The sequence below is a fragment of the Bacillus cereus group sp. BfR-BA-01453 genome, from assembly GCF_022662915.1.
Taxonomy (GTDB): Bacteria; Bacillota; Bacilli; order Bacillales; family Bacillaceae_G; genus Bacillus_A; species Bacillus_A paranthracis.
Window position 1 is genome coordinate 610,743 of the sequence record NZ_JAKUEN010000001.1, and the last position, 25,068, is coordinate 635,810.

The following is a 25,068-nucleotide window of genomic DNA, read 5'->3' on the forward strand; positions in this document are numbered from 1 at the left end:
GTATTTTTTTGACATTTTTTGTCGAATCACTCTAAAGGTTACATAAAATTCTACAGAAAAAAAAGATTCTCCCGATAGGAGAATCTTTTTTTATTTTACAGAGATAATCTCTACTTGCATTTCTCCACCTGGAGTTTGGATTGCTACCTTTTCGCCAATTTGCTTACCTAATAAGCTTTTTGCGATTGGAGAATCGTTAGAAATTCTTCCTTCAAATGGATCTGCTTCTGCGCTACCTACGATTGTGTAAGCTTCTTCATCTCCATCTGGTAGTTCTTTAAATGTTACTGTTTTACCTAATGTAACAACTGTAGATTCTTCACCGTTATCTGTGATGATAACTGCGTTACGAATCATGTTTTCTAATTGTGTAATACGTCCTTCTACGAACGCTTGCTCATCTTTCGCTGCATCATACTCAGAGTTCTCAGAAAGATCTCCGAAGCTACGTGCAATCTTAATGCGCTCTACAACTTCTTTACGTTTTACCGTTTTTAAATCCTCAAGTTCGTTCTCTAGCTTTTGCTTACCCTCTTGCGTCATAGGGTATGTTTTTTCTGTTGCCATATTTTCCACTCCTTTTATATACCAATCCCCCGAAAAAAAGAGGAGTTCCATATGAAAACTCCCCCGCTTATATGTAAAGCGGAGGTTTCTAGCACGCCTGTACTAGCGGAGTTGTCACATACAACCCCGTATTCCCAATTCTTCTTTATATAAAGAAGATATGTATGGAAAGTTGATATAAATATGCCCTCACCTATATATAGATGAGGTTGCATGTTTCATTGTATTCGATAGGAAGGGAAAAAATCCCTTCCTACCGTATATCTTTTACTATGCTATTACAAATTTACTTTTTGTTCAAGAATTGTTGCAATTTTTGTAACCATAATATCAATTGCAACGTGGTTTTGTCCACCTTCAGGGATAATAATATCCGCAAATTTCTTAGAAGGCTCAATAAATTGATTGTGCATTGGACGTACAACATTTACATATTGATCAATAACTGAATCCATCGTACGACCACGTTCTTTAATATCACGCTGCATGCGGCGTAAAATACGAAGGTCAGCATCTGTATCAACGAATAACTTAATGTCCATTAACTCACAAAGACGTGGGTCTTCTAAAATAAGAATTCCTTCTAAAATGATTACATCTTTCGGCTCAACTGGAATAATTTCATCTGAACGCGTATGCAATGTATAGTCATATACAGGTTTCTCTACTTGTTTATATGCAAGCAACTGCTGCAAATGTTCAATTAACAAATCATTATCAAACGCTAATGGATGATCATAATTTGTTTTTAAACGCTCTTCCATTGGTAAATGGCTTTGATCTTTGTAATAATAATCTTGCTCTAAGATTAAAATGGAATGACCTTTAAAATGGTCAAAAATCGCTTTCGTTACACTTGTCTTACCTGACCCTGAACCACCAGCAATTCCAATTACAACAGGCTTATTCGTCCCCATTCGACTATCACTCTTTCTTATTGAAGTATGCTTTTGCGCATCATATTATTCACATACACTGGTTGATCCACTTTGAATTTCACGATTTGCAACGGATGTCTCGCTGCATCTAATTCGTTTCCATCCTCATCCCAAATTTTCTCCACCGTTTGCGTAAAGTTTTCTATTTCTGGCCCAAAGAACTCCACTTCATGTCCTGGTTTGAAATGATTACGTTGCTCAATCGTTACGATGCCCGTTTCTTCATTATAATCTAACACTAAACCAGCGAAATCATACGTTGTTTTCTTACTATGATTTCCAAACATTTGCTCTTGATGTCCTGGAACCCCTTCAAAGAATGCAGGAGCTGTATCACGATTTGCACATTTATCAAGCTCATCTAACCATTCTTGTTTAAACTCAAAGTTATCAGGATCCGCACAATATGCATCAATTACTTTACGGTATACTGTCGCTACAGTAGCTACGTAATGGATTGATTTCATACGTCCTTCAACTTTTAAGCTATCAATTCCAATTTCAATCATTTTCGGAATTGATAAAATTAAATTTAAGTCTTTTGGACTCATTGCAAAGTGAGCATCTCCTTCTTGGAATAGAGGAAGCTCTTTTGCATCTTTATGTTGTGATACTGTTTGAACTAAATCATAATCCCAGCGACAAGATTGACAACAACCACCACGGTTAGAGTCACGCGCTGTCATATGGTTACTTAGCGTACATCTTCCTGAATATGCGATACACATTGCACCATGGACGAATGCTTCAATTTCAATATCCACTTTTTCTTTAATCTCTTTCATTTCTTCATAGCTTGCTTCACGAGCTAATACAAGACGATGTAAACCTTCTTCTTTCCAATACTGTGCTGCTTTCCAGTTGGATAGTGATTGCTGTGTGCTTAAATGCACCTCAACAGAAGGCGCTACACGTTTACAAGTCTCAATGATAAGCGGATCAGCAACGATAATTCCCGTTACGCCAGCTTTTTCAATCCCTTTTAAATATTCCTCTAGCCCGTCCATATTTTCATTATGTGCAAAGATATTTGTTGTTACATATATTTTTGCTCCATATTTCTTTGCAAATTCCACACCTTCTGCCATTTCTTCCAGTGTAAAGTTACCTGCATTCGAACGAAGACCAAATTCTTGTCCACCTAAATATACAGCATCTGCCCCGTAATGGATAGCTACTTTTAATTTTTCTAAGTTACCCGCAGGGATTAACAGTTCAGGTTTCTTCACAATAACGCGTTTGCCATCGATCACTCGTGAAATTTCTTGTACAGTCATTTCCTACACCCTCCTCGTTTAGTAAACCGTCTCTTTAAAGAAGAATCCTGTATCTAACGGACGATTCACCGGTTGCATTTCTTCGATCTCTTTATATAAGTCGTCTTTCACGTCGTAATACGCATCACGATCTTCTACACATAAATCAATTGCTTTACGATATTTCTTCGTTACCTCAATAATGTATGCAGAACTTTTTAGTACACCATCAACTTTTAAGCTATCAATTTCAGCATCAATTAGCTCTTCTAACTCATCGATGAAACAAATATCATTTGGACTCATAATGTGAGTACCATTTTCATCTTCATAAATTGGATATTTATTGTTACGCTCTGGGTCATATAAGAACATATTCTCTTCATATTTTTTCTTTTCGATGTCAAGATGACGTCCTTGATACTCAAAGTAGTTTCCTACTAACGAACGCTTCGACTGGAACATACAAGTCATACCGTGAATTTGCACTTCAAGTTCCACTTCAGCATTTTCTTTTAATTCAACAATTTCATCTAAGCTAAGCTCGCGAGCTAATACAGCACGTTTTGCTCCTCTTTGTCCCCAGTAGTTACAAGTAAACCAGTTTGTTGCTGTTGTTTCTGTATTCCAGTGCAATTGCATATTTGGCGCTACTTCGCGAACCGCCATTAATACTGCTGGATCTCCGAAAACAATTGCATCTACATGTACTTCGTTTAAAAATGCAACATAGTCTGTTAATTCTTCTACTTTATCGTTGTGGAACATAGCGTTCATTGCTACGTATACTTTTACACCATTTTCATGTGCAATCTTCACAGCTTGTTTCACATCTTCACGTGAAAATTCCCCTGCTAAACGTAAACCAAACTTTTGCTCACCGATCATTACCGCATCTGCTCCTGCTTTCGCAAGAGGTTCGATATCCGCCACTGCTTTTGGTGTTACTAACAATTCTGGTTTCTTCATACCTTGGTCACCCTTTCTTTTTACTAACAGCTACTCCATCACCAATTGGGAAAATCGTTGTATCATATCCTTCATGGTTCATAAGCCATTCATTGTACGTCTTAATACGACGGATTAAACCACGTGTACGTCTGTTTTCAATTTTCTCTTTCGTTGTTACAAGACCATGGTACATAACATTATCTGAAATAATTACGCCACCAGGATTTAATAACGGTTCATATAAGTCAAAAAAGCGACGATATTGTCCTTTTGCTGCGTCAATAAAAATAACGTCAAATGTTCCATGTTCTTCTACTTGCTCGCCTGTTTCTAACGCATCACCGTAAATAACGGAAATACGTTCTTTAACTGGTGAACGTTCTATATATTCAAGTGCTTTTTCATATCGATCGCGATTGCGCTCAACTGTCACAATGCGAGAATTTGGAATAGCTTGCATCATACGAATACTAGAATAGCCAATTGCTGTACCTAGCTCTAAAATGCTCTTCGGTCCAATTAAACGTAAAAATTGCAACATAAATTCCATTCCAAGTCGATCCATAATTGGCACATGATTTTCTTTCGCATAGTCTTCCATTTCAAGAATTAATTTATCTTTCGGATCAATAAATGATAATAGGTACTCGTTAACTGCATCCTCCATAATGGTCCTCCTTATTTACATGGAGAAGTGCCTCTATGACGTCTTTTCACACATAGAATGCAATAAAAATACAAGCCAGCTTTATCCTTAGCTTGTACGTCCCGTTTTGATATTAAAAACGATTCTTCTGCCAGTTTTTAACCCGATATATTTTACCACAAAAAAGAGGGATGTGCGACCTTTTTCGCTATCCCTCCCCATTTCACTGCTTTTTCGTAATATATTTTTGCTTTAATGCATTATGCTCTTCCAATGTTTTCGCATAATACACTTCACCAGTTGGTGCAGCTAAGAAATAATAATAATCTGTTTGCGCAGGTTCTAACGCCGCTTCCACTGAATGTTTGCCAGAGTTTGCAATCGGACCGACAGGTAATCCTTTCACAACATACGTATTGTACGGTGAGTTAACCTTTAAATCTTCGTATAACACACGTTGTTTATGCTTTCCAAGTGCATATAATACCGTTGGATCCGTTTGAAGCGGCATACCTTTTGCTAAACGATTATAAAAGACACTAGAGATCTTTTGACGATCTGTAAAGCCTGTTGCCTCTTCTTCAATAAGTGAAGACAATGTTAAAAGCTGATGAACATCCCAGTTTTTCGCTTTCATTTTTGCTTCGTTTTGAACAATGATTGCATTCGTTTTCTCAAGCATCGGAATGACAATTTCCTCCAAAGTTGTATCTTTTTCATAGAAAGAGTACGTCGCAGGATATAAATAACCTTCTAATGGATATTTAATATTGCTATCAAAGATTTTATCCGTTAACAGCTTGGGATACTTTTGCTGCATTTTTTGAATAAATGCTTTATCGTTTAATTGACGTACAACATCATCTTTATTCCACTTTAATTCGTTTGCAACCGTTTCTGCAATTTCAGTTACTTGTGCCCCTTCTTTTACCGTCACTTTATAAAGAGCTGGACGATGTACATTACCAGATGACATTTGCTCAATAACATCTTTTGCACTCATTGAAGGATTTAATAAATATGTACCCGCTTGTAAATTTTTAGATTTAGCCTTTGTATAAAAACTAAAAACTGTACCGTTTTTCACAGCACCTTTTTCTTCTAAAATCTCACCAATTTTACTAGTAGATGATCCCTTTGGAATTTCTACTTCAATCTCTTTTTTATTCCCGCTATCAACCGGTCCTAATGCGGATGAAATATACGCATAGACTGAACCACAAACTAAAAGCAGTGCAATTATCGAGAATAAAAAAATGCGTCTACGCTTCTTTTTCACTTGATTCTCTACCAAAACTCTTCCTCCTTATTCAATTGTAGGCCATATGTACATCTTTCTATACAACATGATAAAAAATCACAATACATTTACCTATCATTTTTGACAGATACTTTATTTTCTACAATCCGTCTCATTATACTACAAAGGATTACGCAGTTTCGACAAAAAATCTTTCATTTTACATATAAAAAAGGCGGACGATATACCGTCCACCTTTTCAGTACTTATTATTCAGCTTCTTGCTCATCAGCTAGAGTGTTGAACATTTCTTGTACCATTTCCCACTCTTCTTCAGATTCGATTGGAAGTAAAGTTCCGCCCTCTTCTTCATTTTGCTCATAAGCCATTGCATCATAAATTTGGTCTCCATCTTCGTCTACTTCACCGATTGGAGAGAAGACTACGTATGATTTTTTGCCAAATTTTTCAGCGTCAAAAGTGAAAATAATTTCACATAAATGTTCGTTACCTTTTTCGTCTACAATTGTAATTTGATTTTCTTCCATTTTGGTCACCTCTTATTTACTATCTAAAAATCCTTGTAAGATTACGACTGCAGCCATCTTATCAATTACTTGCTTTCGCTTCTTACGGCTTACATCGGCCGAAATGAGTAGACGTTCCGCTGCCATCGTTGACAAACGCTCGTCCCACATTACAACGTCTAATTGTAACAGCTCTCGTAGGTTTTCTGCAAATTGTTGGCATGCTTCACCACGCGGGCCAATTGTACCATTCATATTTTTAGGTAAACCTACTACTATCTTGTCCACATCATACTGTTTTACTAACTCAGAAATGCGGTCAAAACCAAATTGACCTCGTTCTTCGTTAATCTTGATTGTTTCAAGCCCTTGCGCTGTCCAGCCCATTTCGTCACTAATTGCAACCCCGACTGTTTTTGTACCTACATCTAAACCTAATATCCGCATAAATTACTCCTCACGATGATGTTTCAAGTAAGACTTCACAAGCTCTTCAATTAATTCATCACGTTCAAGCTTGCGAATGATGCTTCGCGCATCTTTATGGCGAGGTATGTATGCTGGGTCTCCACTTAATAAATAACCGACGATTTGGTTAATCGGATTATAGCCTTTTTCTTGAAGTGCATCATACACAGTTAAAAGTACATCATTTACATGGACACTCTGTTTTTCATCTTGAATGCTAAACTTCATTGTTTTATCAAAACCGTCCATTTCAAGCACCTCACTTATATAGTAAGTATAGGGAGAAGAACTTCTCCTCTCCCTACCATTGTACACTACTATCTCTTTATTTTGAAACAGATTTAACGTACTCTTGTACAAATGCTAAAGCTTCCTCAACTTGCGCTGGGTTTTTACCGCCCGCTTGTGCCATATCAGGACGGCCACCACCGCCACCACCACAACGAGAAGCTACTTCTTTCACAAGTTTACCAGCATGGTATCCTTGGCTAATTAAATCTTTCGTTACGCCAGCTAAGATGTTTACTTTATCATCATTTACAGACGCTAATACGACAACTGCAGATTGTAATTTATTTTTTAGGTCATCCATCATCGTACGTAAGTTGTTCATATCTGCAACATTTACTTTTGCCGCTAATACGTTCACGCCATCAACTGTCATTACTGAATCAGTTAAGTTTCCAGCTTCAATATTGCTTAATTTTGCTGCAAGAGATTCGTTTTCTTTTTGAAGTTGTTTTACTTCAGCAAATAAACCATCTACTCTTGTTAAAATGTCTTTTGGATTTGTTTTCATTTTTCCAGCTGCTTCTTTTAATAAACCTACTTGATCGTTCATTAATTCATAAGCAGACTTACCAGTTACTGCTTCAATACGACGAGTTCCTGCACCGATACCAGACTCAGCAACGATTTTGAAAATACCGATAGAAGCTGTGTTATCAACGTGACAACCACCGCAAAGCTCTAAGCTATAGTCGCCAACTTGTACAACGCGTACAACATCACCGTATTTTTCACCGAATAATGCCATTGCGCCCATTTCTTTCGCTTCTTCAATTGCTTTTTGAGAAATCTCAACATCAATACTTTCCCAAATTTTCTCGTTTACGATACGCTCAATTTTTTCTAATTCGTCAGCTTGTACTTGACCGAAGTGAGAGAAGTCAAAGCGTAAACGTTCAGAAGTTACAAGAGAACCTGCTTGGTTAACGTGTGTTCCAAGTACGTCTTTTAATGCTTGGTGTAGTAAGTGAGTTGCTGTATGGTTCTTCACAACGCTACTACGGTTTTTCGTATCGATAATAGCTTTTACAGCTGCATCTTTCGTTAATGTACCTTCTTCAACTACAACTTTGTGCAAGTTTTGGCCGTTTGGTGCTTTTTGTACGTCTTTTACAAGAACTTTCACGCCGTCAGCAAGAAGGTAACCACGGTCTGCAATTTGCCCGCCGCTCTCAGCATAGAATGGTGTTACATCAAGCATTAATTGTCCTTCTTCACCTGCTTGTAAGCTGTCTGCGTATTCACCGTTTTTCACAAGTGCAACAACGTTACTTTCTGTTGCAACCGTACCGTAACCAACGAACTCGCTCGCTACTTTCACTTCTCCAAGGACACCGCCTTGAACTTGCATAGAATCAACGTCTTGACGAGCAGCACGTGCGCGCTCACGTTGTTTTTCCATTTCGTTTTCAAAGCCTTCATGATCAACTGTCATACCAGCTTCTTCTGCATATTCTTCTGTTAATTCAATTGGGAAACCGTATGTGTCATATAGACGGAACGCATCTACTCCAGAAATAACAGTTGTTTTTTCTTCTTTCGCTTTTGCAATAACTTCAGCTAAAATTGCTTCACCATCATGAAGTGTTTCGTGGAAACGCTCTTCTTCATTTTTCACAACTTTTGCGATGAAATCTTTCTTTTCAAGTACTTCTGGATAGAAGTCTTTCATTACTTCTCCAACAACCGGTACTAATTCAAACATGAATGGACGATTAATGTTTAATTTCTTAGAGTAACGAACAGCACGGCGTAATAAACGACGTAACACATAACCACGGCCTTCGTTAGATGGAAGAGCACCGTCACCAACAGCGAATGTTACTGTACGGATATGGTCAGCGATTACTTTAAACGCCATATCTTTTTCTAAGTCACCATTACGATACTTCTCACCAGAGATTGTTTCTGTTGCACCAATCATCGGCATGAATAAGTCCGTGTCAAAGTTCGTAGGTACATCTTGAACGATAGATGTCATACGCTCTAGACCCATTCCTGTATCGATGTTTTTCTTAGGAAGTGGTGTATATGAACCATCTGGATTATGGTTAAATTGAGAGAATACAAGGTTCCATACTTCTAAGTAACGCTCGTTTTCTCCTCCTGGATATAATTCTGGGTCACTAAAGTCATTACCGTAAGCTTCTCCGCGGTCATAGAAAATCTCTGTATTCGGTCCACTTGGTCCTTCACCGATGTCCCAGAAGTTTTCTTCTAAGCGGATGATACGCTCTTTTGGAACACCCATTTTCTCATTCCAAATTGTGAATGCTTCTTCATCTTCTGGATGGATTGTAACGGATAGTAATTCTTTATCGAATCCGATCCATTTGTCGCTCGTTAAGAATTCCCAAGCCCAAGTAATTGCCTCTTCTTTGAAGTAATCGCCGATTGAGAAGTTCCCTAACATTTCAAAGAATGTATGGTGACGAGCTGTTTTCCCTACGTTTTCAATATCGTTTGTACGAATTGATTTTTGAGCATTTGTAATACGTGGATTTTGCGGGATTACACGTCCATCAAAATATTTTTTTAATGTTGCTACACCACTGTTAATCCATAGAAGAGATGGATCTTCATGTGGAACTAGTGATGCACTAGGTTCTACTGCATGTCCTTTTTCTTGGAAAAAGTCTAAAAACATTTGACGAATTTGTGCGCCTGTTAGTTGTTTCATTGTATTTTCCTCCTTAAATATAAAAAACTCCCGCCCCTATAAAAGGGACGAGAGTTAACTCGCGATACCACCCTAATTATGAATTGATTACTATAACAATCAATTCATCACCTCATGGTGCCGTAACGTGGCAAGACGGCAGTGATTAGCTGCTCTCAGGATTAGCTTTCTGTTACCCTTCATTTAAAGCTTCTTTCAGCCATATGGAAGCTTCTCTCTATAAATGGACTGTAACGTACTTGTTCCGTCATTGATTTAATGTATTATATGACTAAATATAATAGAATTCTCTTAAGTTTGTCAATGTAGATAATCATTTTACACATCTTCTTTTTTCCAAAGAGGCCTTACATGAACGATCACTGTACGAATGACCGCTAAAATAGGAACCGATATTAATAACCCTACAATTCCTGCCACTTCTCCCCCAACTAATAATGCAAGCATAATAATAACAGGATGCATGCGAAGCGACTTACCAACGATATAAGGGGATAAAATGTTACTTTCTACGAATTGCAAAATAGCAATCGTAATCCCCGCTTTAATGAGTAAACTTGTTGATACCGTTGCTGCAATCATCAATGCTGGAATCGCTCCTAAAATAGGGCCAAAGTATGGGATTATATCTGTTATCCCGATGATGATGCCAAGTAATAATGGATATTTCATACCGATAAACCAAAAAGAAAGAACCGATACTCCTCCTAATACTAAACAAACGAATAACTGTCCGCGAATATAACTTCCAAGTGACTTATCAATTTCTTTCGCCAACATTTGCCCCGTACTACGCCACTTACTCGGGACTAGTTTCCAAAAGATATGATAAAACTCGCCGTAATCTTTTAATATGTAAAATACAATGAACGGAATTAAGAAAATAATGAGTAACGAATCTAGTACACCACGAGCTGTGCTCATCACTTTATTTAAAAGTGCTTGTATCTTCGTCTCTACTCCGACAAAAATTTGTTTCACCTTTTCATGAATAAATGACGGAAAATTCGCTGTTTGTTCTGTAACACCATCCATCCACGAATCATACATCTTTGTAAACTGCGGGAATTGTTCATTGATTTCTTGTAATTGCTTAATCACAACCGGCGTTCCTTTATAAATTCCATAACCAATCCCGCCAAAGAAAAGGATGTAAATAAGCAAAATAGCGAGTGTACGCGGCATCCCTTCCTTATGAATTTTTTCAATTAAAGGATGCAATAAATACGCAATGAAACATGCAATAAGAAACGGTGTAATGGCCACTTTACATACAAAAATAATCGGTGCCCATAGCGGCTTAATTTTTAAAAAAACGAGCAAACAAAGAAAAACAAGTAACAATAACCCTAAACGATATATCCAAATGATTTTAAGATTCTTCACACGAAAAACCTCCTCCACCTTTATTTTGAAAATAAATAGGGTAGGTTATGTGCAAAAGTTTTAAAATCTTTTCGTGCAGACCATACTGTTTTGTAAAGACGTACATATACATAACGTAACAAGGACAACCACCCGTGAGAATGCAGCATGAAACAATATAATCAGGAGGGCTCATAATGGTTTTATTTATGCTCATATTATCTGCACTTTTTATGATTCTTGAATGGATTTGTATCGGGTTTGGTATTTGGAAAGGCTTCTTTATTCGTTCCTCACGAAAAGAAAAAGCGAAGCAATTATTTCATTACGGAATGCTTGGCGTTGGATGTTACGGCCTATCTTATCTCTTCTCTGAAATTGGACTTTTATATTTGCATACAAGTGCATAAAAAAACTCCCTTATCATGAAGGGAGTTTTTTACGCTTATAAATAAGATTTAATCATCTTACGTGCTTTTTTCATATTACGTTTTGAAAATACATCTTGTTTGCGAGCATATTGATATGCTGCCGCTCCAACACCTAATGCGATTAATGAATTGCGTAGATTCAAAGTAAATCCCCCTTTTCGTTATCCGATCGTTCTTTCATTCTCATCAAATAAATCATCAAGAGAGCTTAGTGAACCATCTTCTTCTACTTGATGCGTATGGATTTTCCCCTTTGAAACCGATAATTCGATATAACAATTCCAGCAATAAAATTGGTTGACACCTATTTTTCCAATGTCTTTCCCTTTGCAATTTGGACAAATAAACATATGGCGTTCATCTCCTTACAGTCTCCCGGATTCTATTCGCCATTATGTCCAAACTGCATTCATTTATACATTGCTGGAGCCTTTCAACGTTATACGTTTGAAAGTTTCACTATATAATTTCACCTTGTTACATGAAATCATACGGTGAAATGTTTTCCACGTCCATTTCTTCGCCGTTAACCGTTACCATCTGTACTTCTCCTTGTGATTCTTGCAATCGACTAGCTAAAGTCGTTTGACGCATTGCATCATCAAGGCGATTTACACCAGACTGGAAAGCAGCTTCCTCCCCGCAAATAATAAGGAACTTCTTACTTCTTGTAATACCAGTATAAATTAAATTACGACGTAACATACGATTATAACTTTTTACTATCGGCATAATCACAATCGGAAATTCACTACCTTGTGATTTATGAATGGAACAGCAATAAGCATGTGTAATTTGATTTAAATCTGGTTTTGTATATGTTACCTCAATTCCATCAAATGAAACGATAATCATATCTTGTTGCTCAACGTTTTCTTTCGCATAAAACACCGAAACAATTTCGCCGATATCACCATTAAATACTTGGCTCTCCGGCTGATTAACGAGTTGCAAAACTTTATCGCCTCTTCGGTATACAACATCACCGTAAGCAATTTCTTTACTCTTTTCTCTTTTCGGATTAAACACTTCTTGCAACGCTTCGTTTAGTACATTAATACCAGCCGGTCCACGATACATCGGGGCCAATACTTGTACATCTCTTGCGCTAAACCCTTTTGTCTTAGCGTTTTCGCAAACCTTCTTAACAACTTCAACAATTTGAGCTCCTGTGCAGCCGATAAATGAACGATCTTTTTGATTTTGCGCTAAATCTGGTGGGAGCGTTCCATTTTTTATCGCATGGGCAAGTTGAATCACTGATGAACCTTCTGCTTGACGATAAATTTCAGTAAGCTTTACAGTTGGAACTGCACCTGCATTCAATAAATCTTTCAATACTTGTCCAGGCCCTACAGATGGTAATTGATCTTCATCACCTACAACGATAACTTGAATGTTCGTCGGCAATGACTTAAACAGCTGATTTGCAAGCCAAATATCAACCATTGAAAATTCATCAATAATAAGCAACTTCCCTTGTACCGGGTCTGTTTCATTACGCTGGAAAGACCCTTCTGGCGTCCATCCAAGTAAACGGTGAATTGTACAAGCTGGAAGCCCTGTTGATTCACTCATTCGCTTCGCTGCTCTTCCTGTTGGAGCCGTTAATAATATCGGAAATGGATTATCATCACTATATTCATTCGGATTTAACGATAGCCCGTGAAGTGACGCATACATTTCAACAATTCCTTTAATAACTGTTGTTTTCCCTGTTCCTGGTCCACCTGTCAATAACATCATCGGTTTATGAAGTGCCGTTTGAATTGCTTCTTGCTGAAGTGGTGCATACTGTACGCTCAGTTGTTCTTCAATTTCACCTAACGTCTTTAACACTTCTGCTTCAGGAAATGAAGGTGTTTCTTCTTGATTCATAAGCCTGCGAATGGACTTTACAACACCTTTTTCAGAGTAGAATAACGTTGCTAAATACACTCGCTCTTCTTCTATGATGACTTTCCCTTCACTTTGCATCGTTTCAATACAGCCTACAATATCTTCCTCAGTCACTCTTCCTTCTTGATTGTTTAAAAGTGACATCGTTTCTCTTACAAGTTGGTCTTTCCTCATATAAACGTGACCAAGTTGTAATGAGACATTCTCTAACGTGTAAAAACATCCTGCGCGTACACGGTCGTCGTGATTACCCGATATCCCTAACGCACGCCCTATATCATCCGCTCTTCCAAAACCAATCCCGTCCACTTCTTCGATAAGTTGGTACGGGTTATTACGAATCACTTCTAATGTCATCTCTTTATATTGTTGGTAAATCTTAATAGAAAGCTTCGTTCCAAAACCGTAGCCATTTAAAAAGCTCATTACTTTCTCTAATCCTTGATGTTCAACAATTGTCTCATAAATTTCTTGTGCTTTTTGCTTGTTGACAACACCATTTAAAGCCTCAGGATCATCCATAATTTTAGAAATAGCATGTTCCCCCAGATGGTCCACAATTTTTTCAGCTGTACGCTTTCCTATCCCTTTAAATAAATCACTCGCTAAATATTGCACCATACCAGCTTTCGTTTGCGGCAATTCTTTCTTAAACGTTTCGACCATATATTGTTTTCCATACTTCGGATGGTCTTTAAAATGACCTGTCAACGTAAACACTTCATCTTCATGCATGCGAGGAAAATGACCGTTTATCATTACTTTCTTTTCGTCGTACGTTTCATTCGTTTCAATGACTTTCATACTGACAACGGAATAGAGGTTTTCTTCGTTGTGGAAAATGGTATGAAGAACTTGCGCTTTTATAAACTTTTTTTCTTCCTCAAACAAATCCATTGCATGTTGATTTCCCATCTTTCCTCTCCTTTCCGGTTTCATTTCACTTTAATGAGCAGTACATCCCCCACCTATTTAGATGAGGGATAACTACTCATTAACTATATTTTCATCTTATTCAGCTTCTTGCTCTAATAAACGAACACCATTACCAGCTAAAAAGTGATCTGGCTGAATTTCAGTTGCTTTCTTAAATAAAGCGAGAGCTTTCTCGTTATTATCTTCAAATACGTATGCAACACCTAAATTATAATACGCATCTGCATGCTCTTCATCCATTTCTAATACTTTTTCAAAGTAAGGCTTCGCCTCTTGAATATGTTCCAGTCGCGCAAAGCAAAGTCCACACTGGAACACAGCTTCTACATCGTTTTCATCTAATTCTGTTGCTCTTTGTAAAAACGGCAGTGCAAGACGGTCATTTCCAAGTTGCACATGTGTAATACCTAGCATAAATGTTACATCAGCTGATTGTAATCCAGCTTGCATCGCTTGTTCAAATACAGCTTTAGCCTCTGCAAATTGCTCTTGACCGTAATATACATTTCCTAATCCATAATACGCAGCCGCTGATTTATCATCTAACTCCAATGCACGTTTATAAAATAAAATTGCTCTCTCACTGTCACCTAGTACATCTAATAAGTTCGCAAAATTAATATATCCAAGCGCATCTTTCGGATTTTCTTCGATTGCTTCTGTGAAATTTTTAGCAGCTTCTTCCCAGTTTCCTTCTTGCATATATTGAATACCTGTTTCAAGTTTGTTTGACATGTCCTTCACCTCTACAACAAATTATAACAAAGAATGTATTTTCCAAGCGAACGAAAATTCGCCTTATATAAAAGAAACCTCTAACCGCGAATCGGCAGAGGCTTCTCTTTTATCCTAAATAATCCAATTTCTTACCGCTACGGTACACTTCATCAATTGTAGCACCGCCTAAACACTCATCTCCATCATAGAAAACAACTGCTTGTCCTGGTGTAATTGCACGAATTGGCTCGTCACAAAGAATACGAACTGTATTTTCATCAACGATTTGAACCGTTACTTTATTGTCTTCTTGACGATAACGGAATTTCGCTGTGCACTTAAATTCTTTTTCTTTCGCTTCATTACTTACCCAGCCAACATTCGTAGCAATAACTTCATCGCCATATAGAAGTTCGTTATGGAATCCTTGATCAACATATAAAATGTTTTCTTTCAAGTTTTTCCCAACAGCAAACCACGGATCACCGTTACCACCGTTACCACCAATACCAAGGCCATGACGTTGTCCAATTGTATAGTACATTAAACCGTCATGCTTCCCTTTCACTTCGCCAGATAACGTTTGCATCACACCTGGTTGTGCTGGTAAATAGTTACTTAAGAAATCTTTAAAGTTACGCTCACCAATGAAGCAAATACCAGTACTATCTTTCTTCGCCGCTGTCGCTAAACCAGCTTCTTTCGCCATTTCACGAATTTGTGGTTTCTTCAGTTCACCAAGCGGGAACATTGTTTTTGATAATTGCTCTTGGCTTAATTGATTTAAGAAATACGTTTGGTCTTTATTGTCATCAACGCCGCGAAGCATTTTATATTCGCCGTCCATATAAGCAACGCGTGCATAATGACCTGTTGCTACATAATCAGCACCGAGCGCAATGGCATGCTCTAAAAATGCTTTAAATTTAATTTCTTTATTACACATTACATCTGGGTTTGGTGTACGACCAGCTCGGTATTCATCTAAGAAGTACGTAAATACTTTATCCCAGTATTGTTTTTCAAAGTTTACTGCATAATACGGAATACCAATTTGGTTACACACTTCAATTACATCATTGTAATCTTCTGTTGCTGTGCAGACACCATTCTCATCTGTATCATCCCAGTTTTTCATAAAAATTCCGATTACATCATAACCTTGCTCTTTTAATAAAAGAGCCGCTACAGATGAATCGACGCCACCGGACATCCCGATGACAACGCGTGTTTCGTGAGGTAGTTTGTTCATCATGTCACCTCCCATGCTAATTTTGTGTTAATCGCTTCACGATTTTCACTGTTTCGTACGCCGCTTTCTCAATTTGCTCTTTCGTATTTCCAAGCCCGAAACTAAAGCGTACGGATGAACGTATTTGATCGGAGTCTTTTCCGAACATCGCTACTAATACATGTGATGGATCAATCGAACCAGCTGTACAAGCCGAACCACTTGACACTGCAATGCCAGCTAAGTCTAAGTTCACAAGAAACGGTTCAATGTTCATTCCTGTAAAACTAATATTAAGCACATGTGGTAAGCGATATTCTAAGTTTCCGTTTACCTCGAAAGTAATGTCTTCATTTTTGAAGACAGATACCATTATATCTTTAAACTCTTCATATTGGGCATTTTTTTGCTCACGAGTTTTTTCAGCTAGCAAAATTGCATGTTGCAACCCAACGATGCTCGGCACATTTTCAGTACCAGCACGGCGTTTTCTCTCTTGCTCCCCACCTATTAATAACGGTTCAAATTTCACGTCTGCACCAGCGTATAAGAACCCGACACCTTTTGGCCCGTTAATTTTATGAGCCGAAATTGATAATAAATCAATACCAAACTCTTTCACATCAATTTCTACTAAACCGTAAGCTTGTACCGCATCTGTATGGAAATAAGCTTGATGCTCTTTTAGCAGCTTACCTATTTCCGCAATTGGTTGCATCGTTCCAACTTCATTATTCCCAAACATAATAGATACAAGAATTGTCTCTTCTGTTAATACCTTTTGTATGTCAGAAACTTGAACGCGTCCTGTTTCATCAACAGGTAAATATGTCACTTCAAATCCTTCACGCTCTAACAATTCACACGTATGCAAAATTGCATGATGTTCAATTTGTGTCGTTATAATATGGTTACCTTTATGACGGTTCGCACGCGCTACACCGATAAGCGCTAAATTATCAGCTTCCGTACCACCGCTCGTAAATATAATTTCATTCGGATTCGCATGAATGCTACGTGCACATGCGCGTCTCGCCTCATCTACTGCATGGCGCGTTTGACGTCCATAAAAGTGAATACTAGACGGATTTCCGAATGTTTCTGTCATATATGGAATCATCTTTTCGACCACTTCCGGGTGAGTGGGAGATGTCGCAGCATGATCTAAATAAATGCGTTCCATTAAATCTCCTTCTTTCCAAATCGTTTCACAAGGAATTAAATGTAAAACATATAGCCCCCGTGATTCTCTTCCTCATAACGTACTAAATCTTCTAACGTTGTACTATCTAACACTTCTTGCACCGCATCACGAACACGCATCCATAATTGGCGTTGTGCTGGTTCTTCTTCTTCTATCATTTCTACAACACTAATCGGACCCTCTAATACACGGATTACATCCCCAGCTGTAATATTAGCTGGCTGATCTGATAATACATACCCGCCATATGCTCCGCGTGTACTCTTTACTAGACGCGCGTTACGAAGTGGTGAAATTAATTGTTCTAAGTAATGTTCCGATAAATCATGTGCCTGCGCAATTGATTTTAAGGAAATTGGACCTTCACCAAACTTCTTTGCAAGATCGATCATAATTGTTAAGCCGTAACGGCCTTTCGTTGAAATCTTCATCTATTTTGCACCTCTTTTCAAATTTTCACTTCTATTGGTTATATCTTATTTATAAAAGAACACAATTTAAAATCCTATGAAATTATAGCATAATATAGTATTATAAGAAATTTCAACTTGTGTATCAAAATGATAACATAAAATCACATTGAAAAACTCGGAAATTATTACAATTGAAAGAAAAATGAAAATATTCATATTCATTTTTCCTACAAAACAGCATCCTATTTCAAATTCCACTAAAAAAAATGATACGATAGAAAGAGATTATACATTAAGGGAGACGGTAAAAATGAAACAACCACTCGCACATCGAATGCGCCCTACAAATATTCAAGAAATTATCGGACAACAACATTTAGTTGGTGAAGGAAAAATTTTATGGCGAATGGTCCAAGCAAATCATTTTCAATCTATGATTTTATATGGCCCTCCAGGCACTGGAAAAACATCCATCGCGAGCGCAATTGCAGGCAGTACCGGAACCCCTTTTCGCCTATTAAACGCTGTTACTCATAATAAAAAAGATATGGAAGTTGTCGTACAAGAGGCAAAAATGCATCGACACCTCGTTTTAATTTTAGATGAAGTACACCGTCTAGATAAAGCAAAACAGGATTTTCTATTACCTCATTTAGAAAGTGGACTCCTTACCTTAATTGGTGCGACGACAAGTAATCCGTTCCATGCTATTAATTCTGCTATTCGAAGTCGGTGTCAAATCTTCGAATTACACGCATTAACAGAAGATGATCTTTTAATTGGCTTAAAACGAGCACTTGAAGATAAAGAAAAAGGTCTTGGGGAATATGATGTAACTGTTACGCCTGAAGCATTACATCACTTCGCAAATGCATCAGGCGGAGATATGCGTTCCGCTTATAATGCACTGGAACTAGCTGTTTTATCTAGCTTTACAACTGATGACAAAGCTGCGGAAATTACGCTGGAAATCGCCGAAGAATGCTTACAAAAAAAGAGCTTCGTTCATGACAAAGGCGGAGATGCTCATTATGACGTATTATCGGCATTTCAAAAATCGGTGCGCGGAAGTGATGTAAATGCAGCACTTCACTATTTAGCACGTCTTATTGAAGCTGGTGACCTGCAAAGCATCGGTAGACGTCTTCTTATTATGGCATATGAAGATATTGGACTTGCTAGCCCGCAAGCTGGACCGCGTACACTAGCCGCGATAGAATCAGCTGAACGCGTTGGATTCCCAGAGGCACGCATACCACTTGCAAATGCCGTTATTGAGCTTTGCCTATCACCAAAATCAAACTCAGCTTATAAAGCACTTGATGCTGCCTTACACGATTTACGGAACGGGCAAACAGGCGACATCCCAAGTCATTTAAAAGATAGTCATTACAAAGGCGCAGAGGCACTTGGAAGAGGCATTGGATACTTATATCCACACGACCATCCAAATGGTTGGGTACAGCAACAATACTTACCTGATAAAATAAAAAACAAACAATATTATAAACCGAAAACGACAGGGAAATTTGAACAAGCACTTTCTACTGTATATGAAAGATTACAAAGTTCGAATAAAACGAAAAATAAAGGGTAACATAAGCGAAAACGTCACCATTATGGAGGCTTCGCTTATGAAAACACGTCAAGATGCATGGACAAAAGAAGACGATCTCCTTTTAGCAGAAACTGTTTTACGACATATTCGCAGCGGCAGTACACAAATAAAAGCATTCGATGAAGTCGGCGATGCTTTAAACCGCACTTCCGCAGCTTGCGGTTTTAGATGGAATGCTGAAGTAAGGCCGAATTATGAAGATGCGGTGCAGCTTGCGAAAAAACAACGTAAAGAATTAAAGCGTTCTGAAGCTAAAATAGAAAAAGATCAGTTCACAAAAACGAAACAACTCGTAATCGACGCTGAGTTTTCAGAAGATATTGTACCAAGTAAACAAGAACTTACAATGCAAAATGTCATCTCGTTTTTGCAAAACTTGGAGCACAATAATCCTTCACTCGCAAAGTTACAAACTGAAAATGAAGTATTACAAACTCAGCTCACTTCCTTGCAAAAAACGAATGATGAGCTCGAAACTAAATTAGCTGTACTCACAAAAAAACAACAAGCAATCGAAGAAGATTATGCAATGCTCGTTAGAATTATGGATCGTGCTCGAAAACTCGTTTCAGTTGAAGAACAAGAAGAGCAGATCGCTCCCATTTTCAAGACAGATCAAAATGGAAATTTAGATATTATTTATTCTGCAGAGAATTAAAAAAGATGTCACCTAGCCCAATTTTCCGGCTAAGTGACATCCTTTTTTTGTCTCTTCGGTGGATAGCATATTGGTAAATGAAATTATATCGATGATTTTTCGAATATATCTATCGTAACTTACAATATATCAACGATTTTTTAATTATATCGACTATTCGACAAGGAATATCGATTTACCGACAAATATTTACAAAATAAGTAAACCTGCTATACAAAGAACTCCCCGAATCAACTGGATATTTTTTACTTAAATGTTACTATAAACATATACGATTGAAAGGAGCTGATTGCCATTTCATTAGTAGCCTTCAAAATAACTCTCGGTATTCTCGTTCTAACGTTAGGTCTTTTTACCATTCACAGTTTAAAAAAGACCTCAGGTTATAAATCAGACAAATATGATTATTACTTACTGGCCTTGCTTACATTTGAACTAGTAGCAATGCAAATACCCCTATTTCTTTAGCACATATAAAAAAGCATATATCCGAAATGGATATATGCTTTCATTTTATTCTTGCCCTACACGTTTCACTTCTACATTTTTAATGCGTTCACGTACAACGTGACTTGCCATAATTAAGCCTGCCACAGATGGTACGAATGCATTTGATGAAGGTGGTAATTTCGCTTTACGAATTTTTGCATTTTCGTCTGGTACGATTTCTTTACGTACTTCTTCACGAATTACGATTGGGTTTTCGTCAGAGAAGACAACTTTTACACCTTTTTTAATGCCCTCTTTACGAAGCTTCGTACGAATGACTTTCGCAATTGGATCTGTATGTGTTTTAGAGATGTCCGCAATACGGAAACGAGTTGGGTCCATTTTATTTGCTGCACCCATACTTGAGATAATTTTAATTTTACGACGTAAACATTGTTTAATTAAATGAATTTTGAACGTAATCGTATCAGATGCATCCACTACAAAGTCTAAACCGTACTTAAAGAACTCTTCATATGTTTCATCTGTGTAAAACATTTCTAGTCCAATTACTTCACACTCTGGGTTAATGTCTGCAATACGCTCTTTCATTAATTCTACTTTTGAACGTCCTACAGTAGATACTAAAGCGTGAATTTGACGGTTTACGTTTGTAATATCTACAACATCTTTATCTACTAATACGAGACGCCCAACTCCAGAACGTGCTAACGCTTCAGCTGCAAAAGAACCTACGCCGCCAATTCCTAAAATACCGACTGTACTATTTTTTAATATTTCAAGTCCTTCTTTACCGAAGGCTAATTCATTACGTGAAAATTGATGTAACATTCAGCTCTACACTCCTATTACAAAAATGGTCTACCATGTATTCTAGCGTTTTTCCGACTATTTGTATAGAAAAAGTTATAGAATTCCTAAAAATACATATTTCGAGAATGAAAACATAGTGTAAACCGGACTTTTTAAACTTCCTTCCAATACACGTTTAAAAAGGAGGATCCAGAGGGCCGAGCAGATCGAGGCACGATGCTAGGAGGAGCGCAGTGTAGCGTTACTACTCGAGCACCGGACTAGCATACGTAACGACGAGATGCGACAGCCATCTGAACCGGACTTTTTAAACAACCTCTCAAAAAAAGTCTAGACGGCTATAGTATAACCATCTAGACTTTTTTCTTACTTCTCTTCTTTCACGTTCAACTTTAAGTTCAGTTCTTCAAGCTGTGCTTCTGCAACTGGGCTTGGAGCTTCTGTTAATAAGCAGCTTGCGCTTGCTGTTTTCGGGAATGCAATTGTGTCGCGAAGGTTCGTACGTCCTGCAAGTAACATAACAAGACGGTCTAAACCTAATGCAATACCGCCGTGTGGTGGCGTACCGTATTCGAATGCTTCTAATAAGAATCCGAATTGCTCTTGTGCTTCTTCTTGTGAGAATCCAAGCGCTTTGAACATTTTTTCTTGTACGTCACGCTCGTAAATACGAAGTGATCCACCACCAAGCTCGTAACCGTTTAATACAAGGTCATATGCTTGCGCACGTGCTTTTTCTGGTGCTGTTTCTAATAGCTCAACATCTTCACGGAATGGCATTGTGAATGGGTGGTGAGCTGCGAAGTAACGATCTGCATCTTCATCGTACTCAAGAAGTGGCCAATCCGTTACCCATAGGAAGTTAAATTTACTTTCGTCAATTAACTCAAGCTCTTTACCTAGACGTAAACGAAGTGCACCTAAGCTATCTGCAACAACGCTTTTCTTATCTGCTACGAATAATAATAAGTCGCCAGCAGTAGCTTCTAGTGTAGTCATTAACACGTTTGCATCTTCTTCACCGAAGAATTTCGCGATTGGTCCTTTTAAACCGTCTTCTTCCACTTTAAGCCAAGCTAAACCTTTTGCACCGTATACTTTTACGAATTCAGTTAATGCATCAATGTCTTTACGAGAGTATTTGCTCGCAGCACCTTTTGCATTAATTGCTTTTACTTGTCCGCCGCTTTCTACAGCACTTGTAAATACTTTAAATCCACAACCTGCTGCAAACTCAGATAAGTCTGTTAGTTCCATTTCAAAGCGTGTATCTGGCTTATCAGAACCGTAACGAGCCATTGCATCAGCATATTTCATACGAGGGAACGGTGCACTCACTTCTACACCTTTTGCATCCTTCATAACTTTCGTCATCATGCGCTCCATCATATCTAAAATTTCATCTTGTGTTAAGAATGAAGCTTCAATATCGATTTGCGTAAATTCTGGTTGACGGTCTGCACGTAAATCTTCATCACGGAAACAGCGTGCTACTTGATAGTAACGTTCAAATCCACCGACCATAAGAAGCTGTTTAAATAGCTGTGGAGATTGTGGTAATGCATAAAATTCACCGTCATGCACACGGCTTGGTACTAAATAATCACGAGCGCCTTCTGGCGTGCTCTTCGTTAAAATTGGTGTTTCCACTTCTAGGAACTCTTCTGTGTCTAAGAAGTTACGAATTGTTTTTGTTACGTCATGACGCATTTTGAATGTGTTGAACATTACAGGACGACGTAAGTCTAAGTAACGATATTTTAAACGCACATCTTCTGATGCATCTGTATCATCAGCGATAATGATTGGCGTTGTTTTCGCTGCGTTTAATACGTTTACCTTTGTTGCTTGTACTTCAATACGACCAGTTGCCATATTGTCATTAATTGCGCCTTCACCACGCTCAACAACTGTACCTTCTACGTGTAATACGTATTCGCTACGAATTGTTTCTGCTACTTCTAGCGCCTCTTTTGATGTTTCTGGGTTAAATACAACTTGTACGATACCTGTACGGTCACGTAAGTCGATAAAGATTAATCCACCTAAATCACGGCGTTTTTGTACCCAACCTTTTAATTGAACTGTTTGTCCAACTGCTTCTACTGTTACTTTTCCACATGCATGTGTTCTTTCAGCCACTGTAAGTTCCCCCTATATTAATTTCTCTGCTACGTATGAAGCAAATACATCTAATGCTACTTCTTCTTGTTCACCCGTTGCCATATCTTTTAAGTTAATGATGCCTTTATCTAACTCATCTTCCCCTAATACAGCTACAAATTTCGCTTTTAGACGATCTGCTGATTTAAATTGTGCCTTCATTTTGCGATCTAAATAATCTTTTTCAACTGATAATCCAGCTTTACGAAGATCAAACGCAACTTTCGCAGCATGGTCTTTTGCTTTTTCACCAAGCGCTACAACGTAACAATCAATGCTATGTTCGATTGGCAATTCAATGTTTTCAGCTTTTAGTGCCATAATTAAACGTTCAATACTCATCGCAAAACCGATACCTGGCATTTCTGGTCCACCGATTTCTTGTACAAGTCCGTTGTAACGTCCACCACCGCTTAATGTAGTAATAGCACCGAAACCTTCTGCCTCACTCATAATTTCAAATACAGTGTGTTGGTAGTAGTCTAAACCACGTACTAAGTTCGGATCTTTTTCAAATGGAACATCCATCATCGTTAATAGTTCTTGAACTTTTTCGTAGTATACTGCTGAATCTTCGTTTAAGTATTCTGTAATAGATGGTGCCGTTCCCATTAATTCATGGTTACGATCCTTCTTACAATCTAAAATACGAAGAGGGTTCTTTTCTAAACGAGATTGACAGTCAGAACAGAACTCACCGATACGTGGCTCGAAGTGTGCAATTAACGCATCACGGTGTGCTTGACGGCTTGCTGCATCACCTAAGCTGTTTAATACAACTTTAATATTTTTTAAGCCCATGCCGCGGTAAAACTCTACAGCAAGTGCAATTACTTCTGCATCAATTGCAGGATCGTTACTGCCGATTGCTTCAATACCAAATTGTACGAATTGACGATAGCGACCTGCTTGTGGTCTTTCGTAACGGAACATTTGGCCGATATAGTATAATTTCGTCGGTTGTGTTGCGTCACCGAACATTTTATTTTCAACGTAAGAACGTACAACAGGTGCAGTACCTTCTGGACGTAATGTTAAACTACGCTCTCCACGATCTTGGAATGAGTACATTTCTTTTTGTACGATATCTGTCGTATCACCAACACCACGTAAAAATAGCTCAGTGTGTTCAAAAATTGGTGTACGAATTTCTTTGTAATTGTAACGACGGCAAATTTCGCGTGCTTGCCCTTCGATATACTGCCATAACTCAACAGTACCTGGAAGAATATCTTGCGTTCCGCGTGGGATTTGAATAGACATATTCAGTTCCTCCTCAAATTGTTTTAATCTTAATAAAAATAAAAAAACTCCCGCCTCTACTGTTTGAACAGTAGGGACGAGAGTATTATACCCGTGGTGCCACCCTAATTGAAGCACGTATGCTTCCACTTTTTTAATAACGCTTAAATGTGCGTTCATCCCTACTAAGCGTATACGCCGTTCAAGTTGAAACCTCTAGAGTGTCATTCAATCAGTCATCATGTAGAAATGTTTTCAGCCTAAGACATTTCTTCTCTTTCCATGTGTGTCTCATTTACTCTTCTCTATCAAAGGTTATATTCATATGTAAATATAAAATTACTATACGTTTGTTCAGTAGGATTGT

At 38.0% G+C, this 25,068-nt stretch carries 24 protein-coding genes and 2 other annotated features; of the genes, 3 read left to right on the forward strand and 21 right to left on the reverse strand.

Annotated elements, in window-relative coordinates; translation table 11 throughout:
- Positions 1-90: 90 nt before the first annotated feature.
- From greA to MR070_RS03315, 11 genes are all read right to left on the reverse strand, one after another.
- Positions 91-567, reverse strand: a complete 477-nt coding sequence (gene greA, locus MR070_RS03265) for a transcription elongation factor GreA (protein ID WP_000179963.1) — start codon at positions 565-567, stop codon at positions 91-93.
- Positions 568-845: 278 nt separating this feature from the next.
- A complete protein-coding gene (gene udk, locus MR070_RS03270; protein ID WP_000537087.1) occupies positions 846-1,484 on the reverse strand; it encodes a uridine kinase in 639 nt (212 codons plus the stop codon).
- 17 nt (positions 1,485-1,501) lie between these two features.
- The gene (locus tag MR070_RS03275) at positions 1,502-2,782 is read right to left on the reverse strand and encodes a peptidase U32 family protein (protein WP_242260525.1); all 1,281 of its coding nucleotides are present in this window, start codon (positions 2,780-2,782) and stop codon (positions 1,502-1,504) included.
- 18 nt (positions 2,783-2,800) lie between these two features.
- The gene (locus MR070_RS03280; protein WP_000742781.1) at positions 2,801-3,730 is read right to left on the reverse strand and encodes a peptidase U32 family protein; all 930 of its coding nucleotides are present in this window, start codon (positions 3,728-3,730) and stop codon (positions 2,801-2,803) included.
- Positions 3,731-3,737: 7 nt separating this feature from the next.
- Positions 3,738-4,379, reverse strand: a complete 642-nt coding sequence (locus MR070_RS03285) for an O-methyltransferase (RefSeq protein WP_000389089.1) — start codon at positions 4,377-4,379, stop codon at positions 3,738-3,740.
- A 202-nt stretch (positions 4,380-4,581) separates the two neighbouring features.
- Complete coding sequence (mltG, locus tag MR070_RS03290; protein ID WP_242260526.1) at positions 4,582-5,652, reverse strand: endolytic transglycosylase MltG; 1,071 nt, start codon at positions 5,650-5,652, stop codon at positions 4,582-4,584.
- Positions 5,653-5,867: 215 nt separating this feature from the next.
- A complete protein-coding gene (locus tag MR070_RS03295; RefSeq protein WP_000392247.1) occupies positions 5,868-6,146 on the reverse strand; it encodes a DUF1292 domain-containing protein in 279 nt (92 codons plus the stop codon).
- A 12-nt stretch (positions 6,147-6,158) separates the two neighbouring features.
- Positions 6,159-6,572: a Holliday junction resolvase RuvX gene (ruvX, locus tag MR070_RS03300; protein ID WP_001221197.1), complete on the reverse strand. Its 414-nt coding sequence runs from the start codon at positions 6,570-6,572 to the stop codon at positions 6,159-6,161.
- Between the two features lie 3 nt (positions 6,573-6,575).
- The gene (locus MR070_RS03305; protein WP_000348590.1) at positions 6,576-6,842 is read right to left on the reverse strand and encodes an IreB family regulatory phosphoprotein; all 267 of its coding nucleotides are present in this window, start codon (positions 6,840-6,842) and stop codon (positions 6,576-6,578) included.
- 76 nt (positions 6,843-6,918) lie between these two features.
- Positions 6,919-9,561: an alanine--tRNA ligase gene (alaS, locus tag MR070_RS03310; protein ID WP_000811832.1), complete on the reverse strand. Its 2,643-nt coding sequence runs from the start codon at positions 9,559-9,561 to the stop codon at positions 6,919-6,921.
- A 40-nt stretch (positions 9,562-9,601) separates the two neighbouring features.
- Positions 9,602-9,821 (reverse strand) — a binding site (T-box leader).
- A 58-nt stretch (positions 9,822-9,879) separates the two neighbouring features.
- Positions 9,880-10,947, reverse strand: a complete 1,068-nt coding sequence (locus MR070_RS03315) for an AI-2E family transporter (protein ID WP_000793117.1) — start codon at positions 10,945-10,947, stop codon at positions 9,880-9,882.
- 176 nt (positions 10,948-11,123) lie between these two features.
- Between MR070_RS03315 and MR070_RS03320 the strand changes: the two genes are divergently transcribed.
- A complete protein-coding gene (locus tag MR070_RS03320) occupies positions 11,124-11,336 on the forward strand; it encodes a hypothetical protein (RefSeq protein ID WP_000242543.1) in 213 nt (70 codons plus the stop codon).
- Positions 11,337-11,371: 35 nt separating this feature from the next.
- Here the strand turns inward: MR070_RS03320 and MR070_RS03325 are convergent, their stop codons facing one another.
- From MR070_RS03325 to cymR, 7 genes are all read right to left on the reverse strand, one after another.
- The gene (locus MR070_RS03325) at positions 11,372-11,500 is read right to left on the reverse strand and encodes a YrzQ family protein (protein WP_001053553.1); all 129 of its coding nucleotides are present in this window, start codon (positions 11,498-11,500) and stop codon (positions 11,372-11,374) included.
- A gap of 18 nt (positions 11,501-11,518) precedes the next feature.
- Positions 11,519-11,707: a hypothetical protein gene (locus MR070_RS03330; protein ID WP_000469281.1), complete on the reverse strand. Its 189-nt coding sequence runs from the start codon at positions 11,705-11,707 to the stop codon at positions 11,519-11,521.
- Between the two features lie 127 nt (positions 11,708-11,834).
- Positions 11,835-14,171, reverse strand: coding sequence for an SF1B family DNA helicase RecD2 (gene recD2 / locus MR070_RS03335; RefSeq protein ID WP_000528090.1), 2,337 nt, complete (start codon positions 14,169-14,171; stop codon positions 11,835-11,837).
- A 96-nt stretch (positions 14,172-14,267) separates the two neighbouring features.
- Positions 14,268-14,927, reverse strand: a complete 660-nt coding sequence (locus MR070_RS03340) for a tetratricopeptide repeat protein (protein ID WP_000066393.1) — start codon at positions 14,925-14,927, stop codon at positions 14,268-14,270.
- A 109-nt stretch (positions 14,928-15,036) separates the two neighbouring features.
- Positions 15,037-16,161 carry a tRNA 2-thiouridine(34) synthase MnmA gene (mnmA, locus tag MR070_RS03345; RefSeq protein ID WP_242260528.1) on the reverse strand — a complete coding sequence of 375 codons (1,125 nt, stop codon included), beginning with the start codon at positions 16,159-16,161 and terminating at the stop codon, positions 15,037-15,039.
- Positions 16,162-16,177: 16 nt separating this feature from the next.
- Positions 16,178-17,323: a cysteine desulfurase family protein gene (locus tag MR070_RS03350; RefSeq protein WP_139895914.1), complete on the reverse strand. Its 1,146-nt coding sequence runs from the start codon at positions 17,321-17,323 to the stop codon at positions 16,178-16,180.
- 35 nt (positions 17,324-17,358) lie between these two features.
- Positions 17,359-17,775: a cysteine metabolism transcriptional regulator CymR gene (gene cymR / locus MR070_RS03355; RefSeq protein ID WP_000704116.1), complete on the reverse strand. Its 417-nt coding sequence runs from the start codon at positions 17,773-17,775 to the stop codon at positions 17,359-17,361.
- Between the two features lie 292 nt (positions 17,776-18,067).
- On the opposite strand from cymR, the gene MR070_RS03360 reads away from it, so the two are divergent.
- Together MR070_RS03360 and MR070_RS03365 are read left to right on the forward strand one after the other, a co-directional pair.
- On the forward strand, positions 18,068-19,354 hold the full coding sequence (locus MR070_RS03360) for a replication-associated recombination protein A (protein WP_000812933.1): 1,287 nt from the start codon (positions 18,068-18,070) through the stop codon (positions 19,352-19,354).
- Between the two features lie 37 nt (positions 19,355-19,391).
- Positions 19,392-20,033, forward strand: a complete 642-nt coding sequence (locus MR070_RS03365; protein ID WP_000857700.1) for an RsfA family transcriptional regulator — start codon at positions 19,392-19,394, stop codon at positions 20,031-20,033.
- Between the two features lie 513 nt (positions 20,034-20,546).
- On the opposite strand, the gene MR070_RS03370 is transcribed toward MR070_RS03365, so the two are convergent.
- The 3 genes from MR070_RS03370 to hisS all read right to left on the reverse strand — a co-directional run bounded on the left by MR070_RS03370 (position 20,547) and on the right by hisS (position 24,722).
- Positions 20,547-21,314: a tRNA threonylcarbamoyladenosine dehydratase gene (locus tag MR070_RS03370; RefSeq protein ID WP_000903179.1), complete on the reverse strand. Its 768-nt coding sequence runs from the start codon at positions 21,312-21,314 to the stop codon at positions 20,547-20,549.
- A gap of 348 nt (positions 21,315-21,662) precedes the next feature.
- On the reverse strand, positions 21,663-23,438 hold the full coding sequence (gene aspS / locus MR070_RS03375) for an aspartate--tRNA ligase (protein WP_000840900.1): 1,776 nt from the start codon (positions 23,436-23,438) through the stop codon (positions 21,663-21,665).
- A gap of 12 nt (positions 23,439-23,450) precedes the next feature.
- Positions 23,451-24,722: a histidine--tRNA ligase gene (gene hisS, locus MR070_RS03380; protein WP_000027087.1), complete on the reverse strand. Its 1,272-nt coding sequence runs from the start codon at positions 24,720-24,722 to the stop codon at positions 23,451-23,453.
- Positions 24,723-24,791: 69 nt separating this feature from the next.
- Positions 24,792-25,022: a binding site (T-box leader), on the reverse strand.
- Positions 25,023-25,068 lie beyond the last annotated feature (46 nt).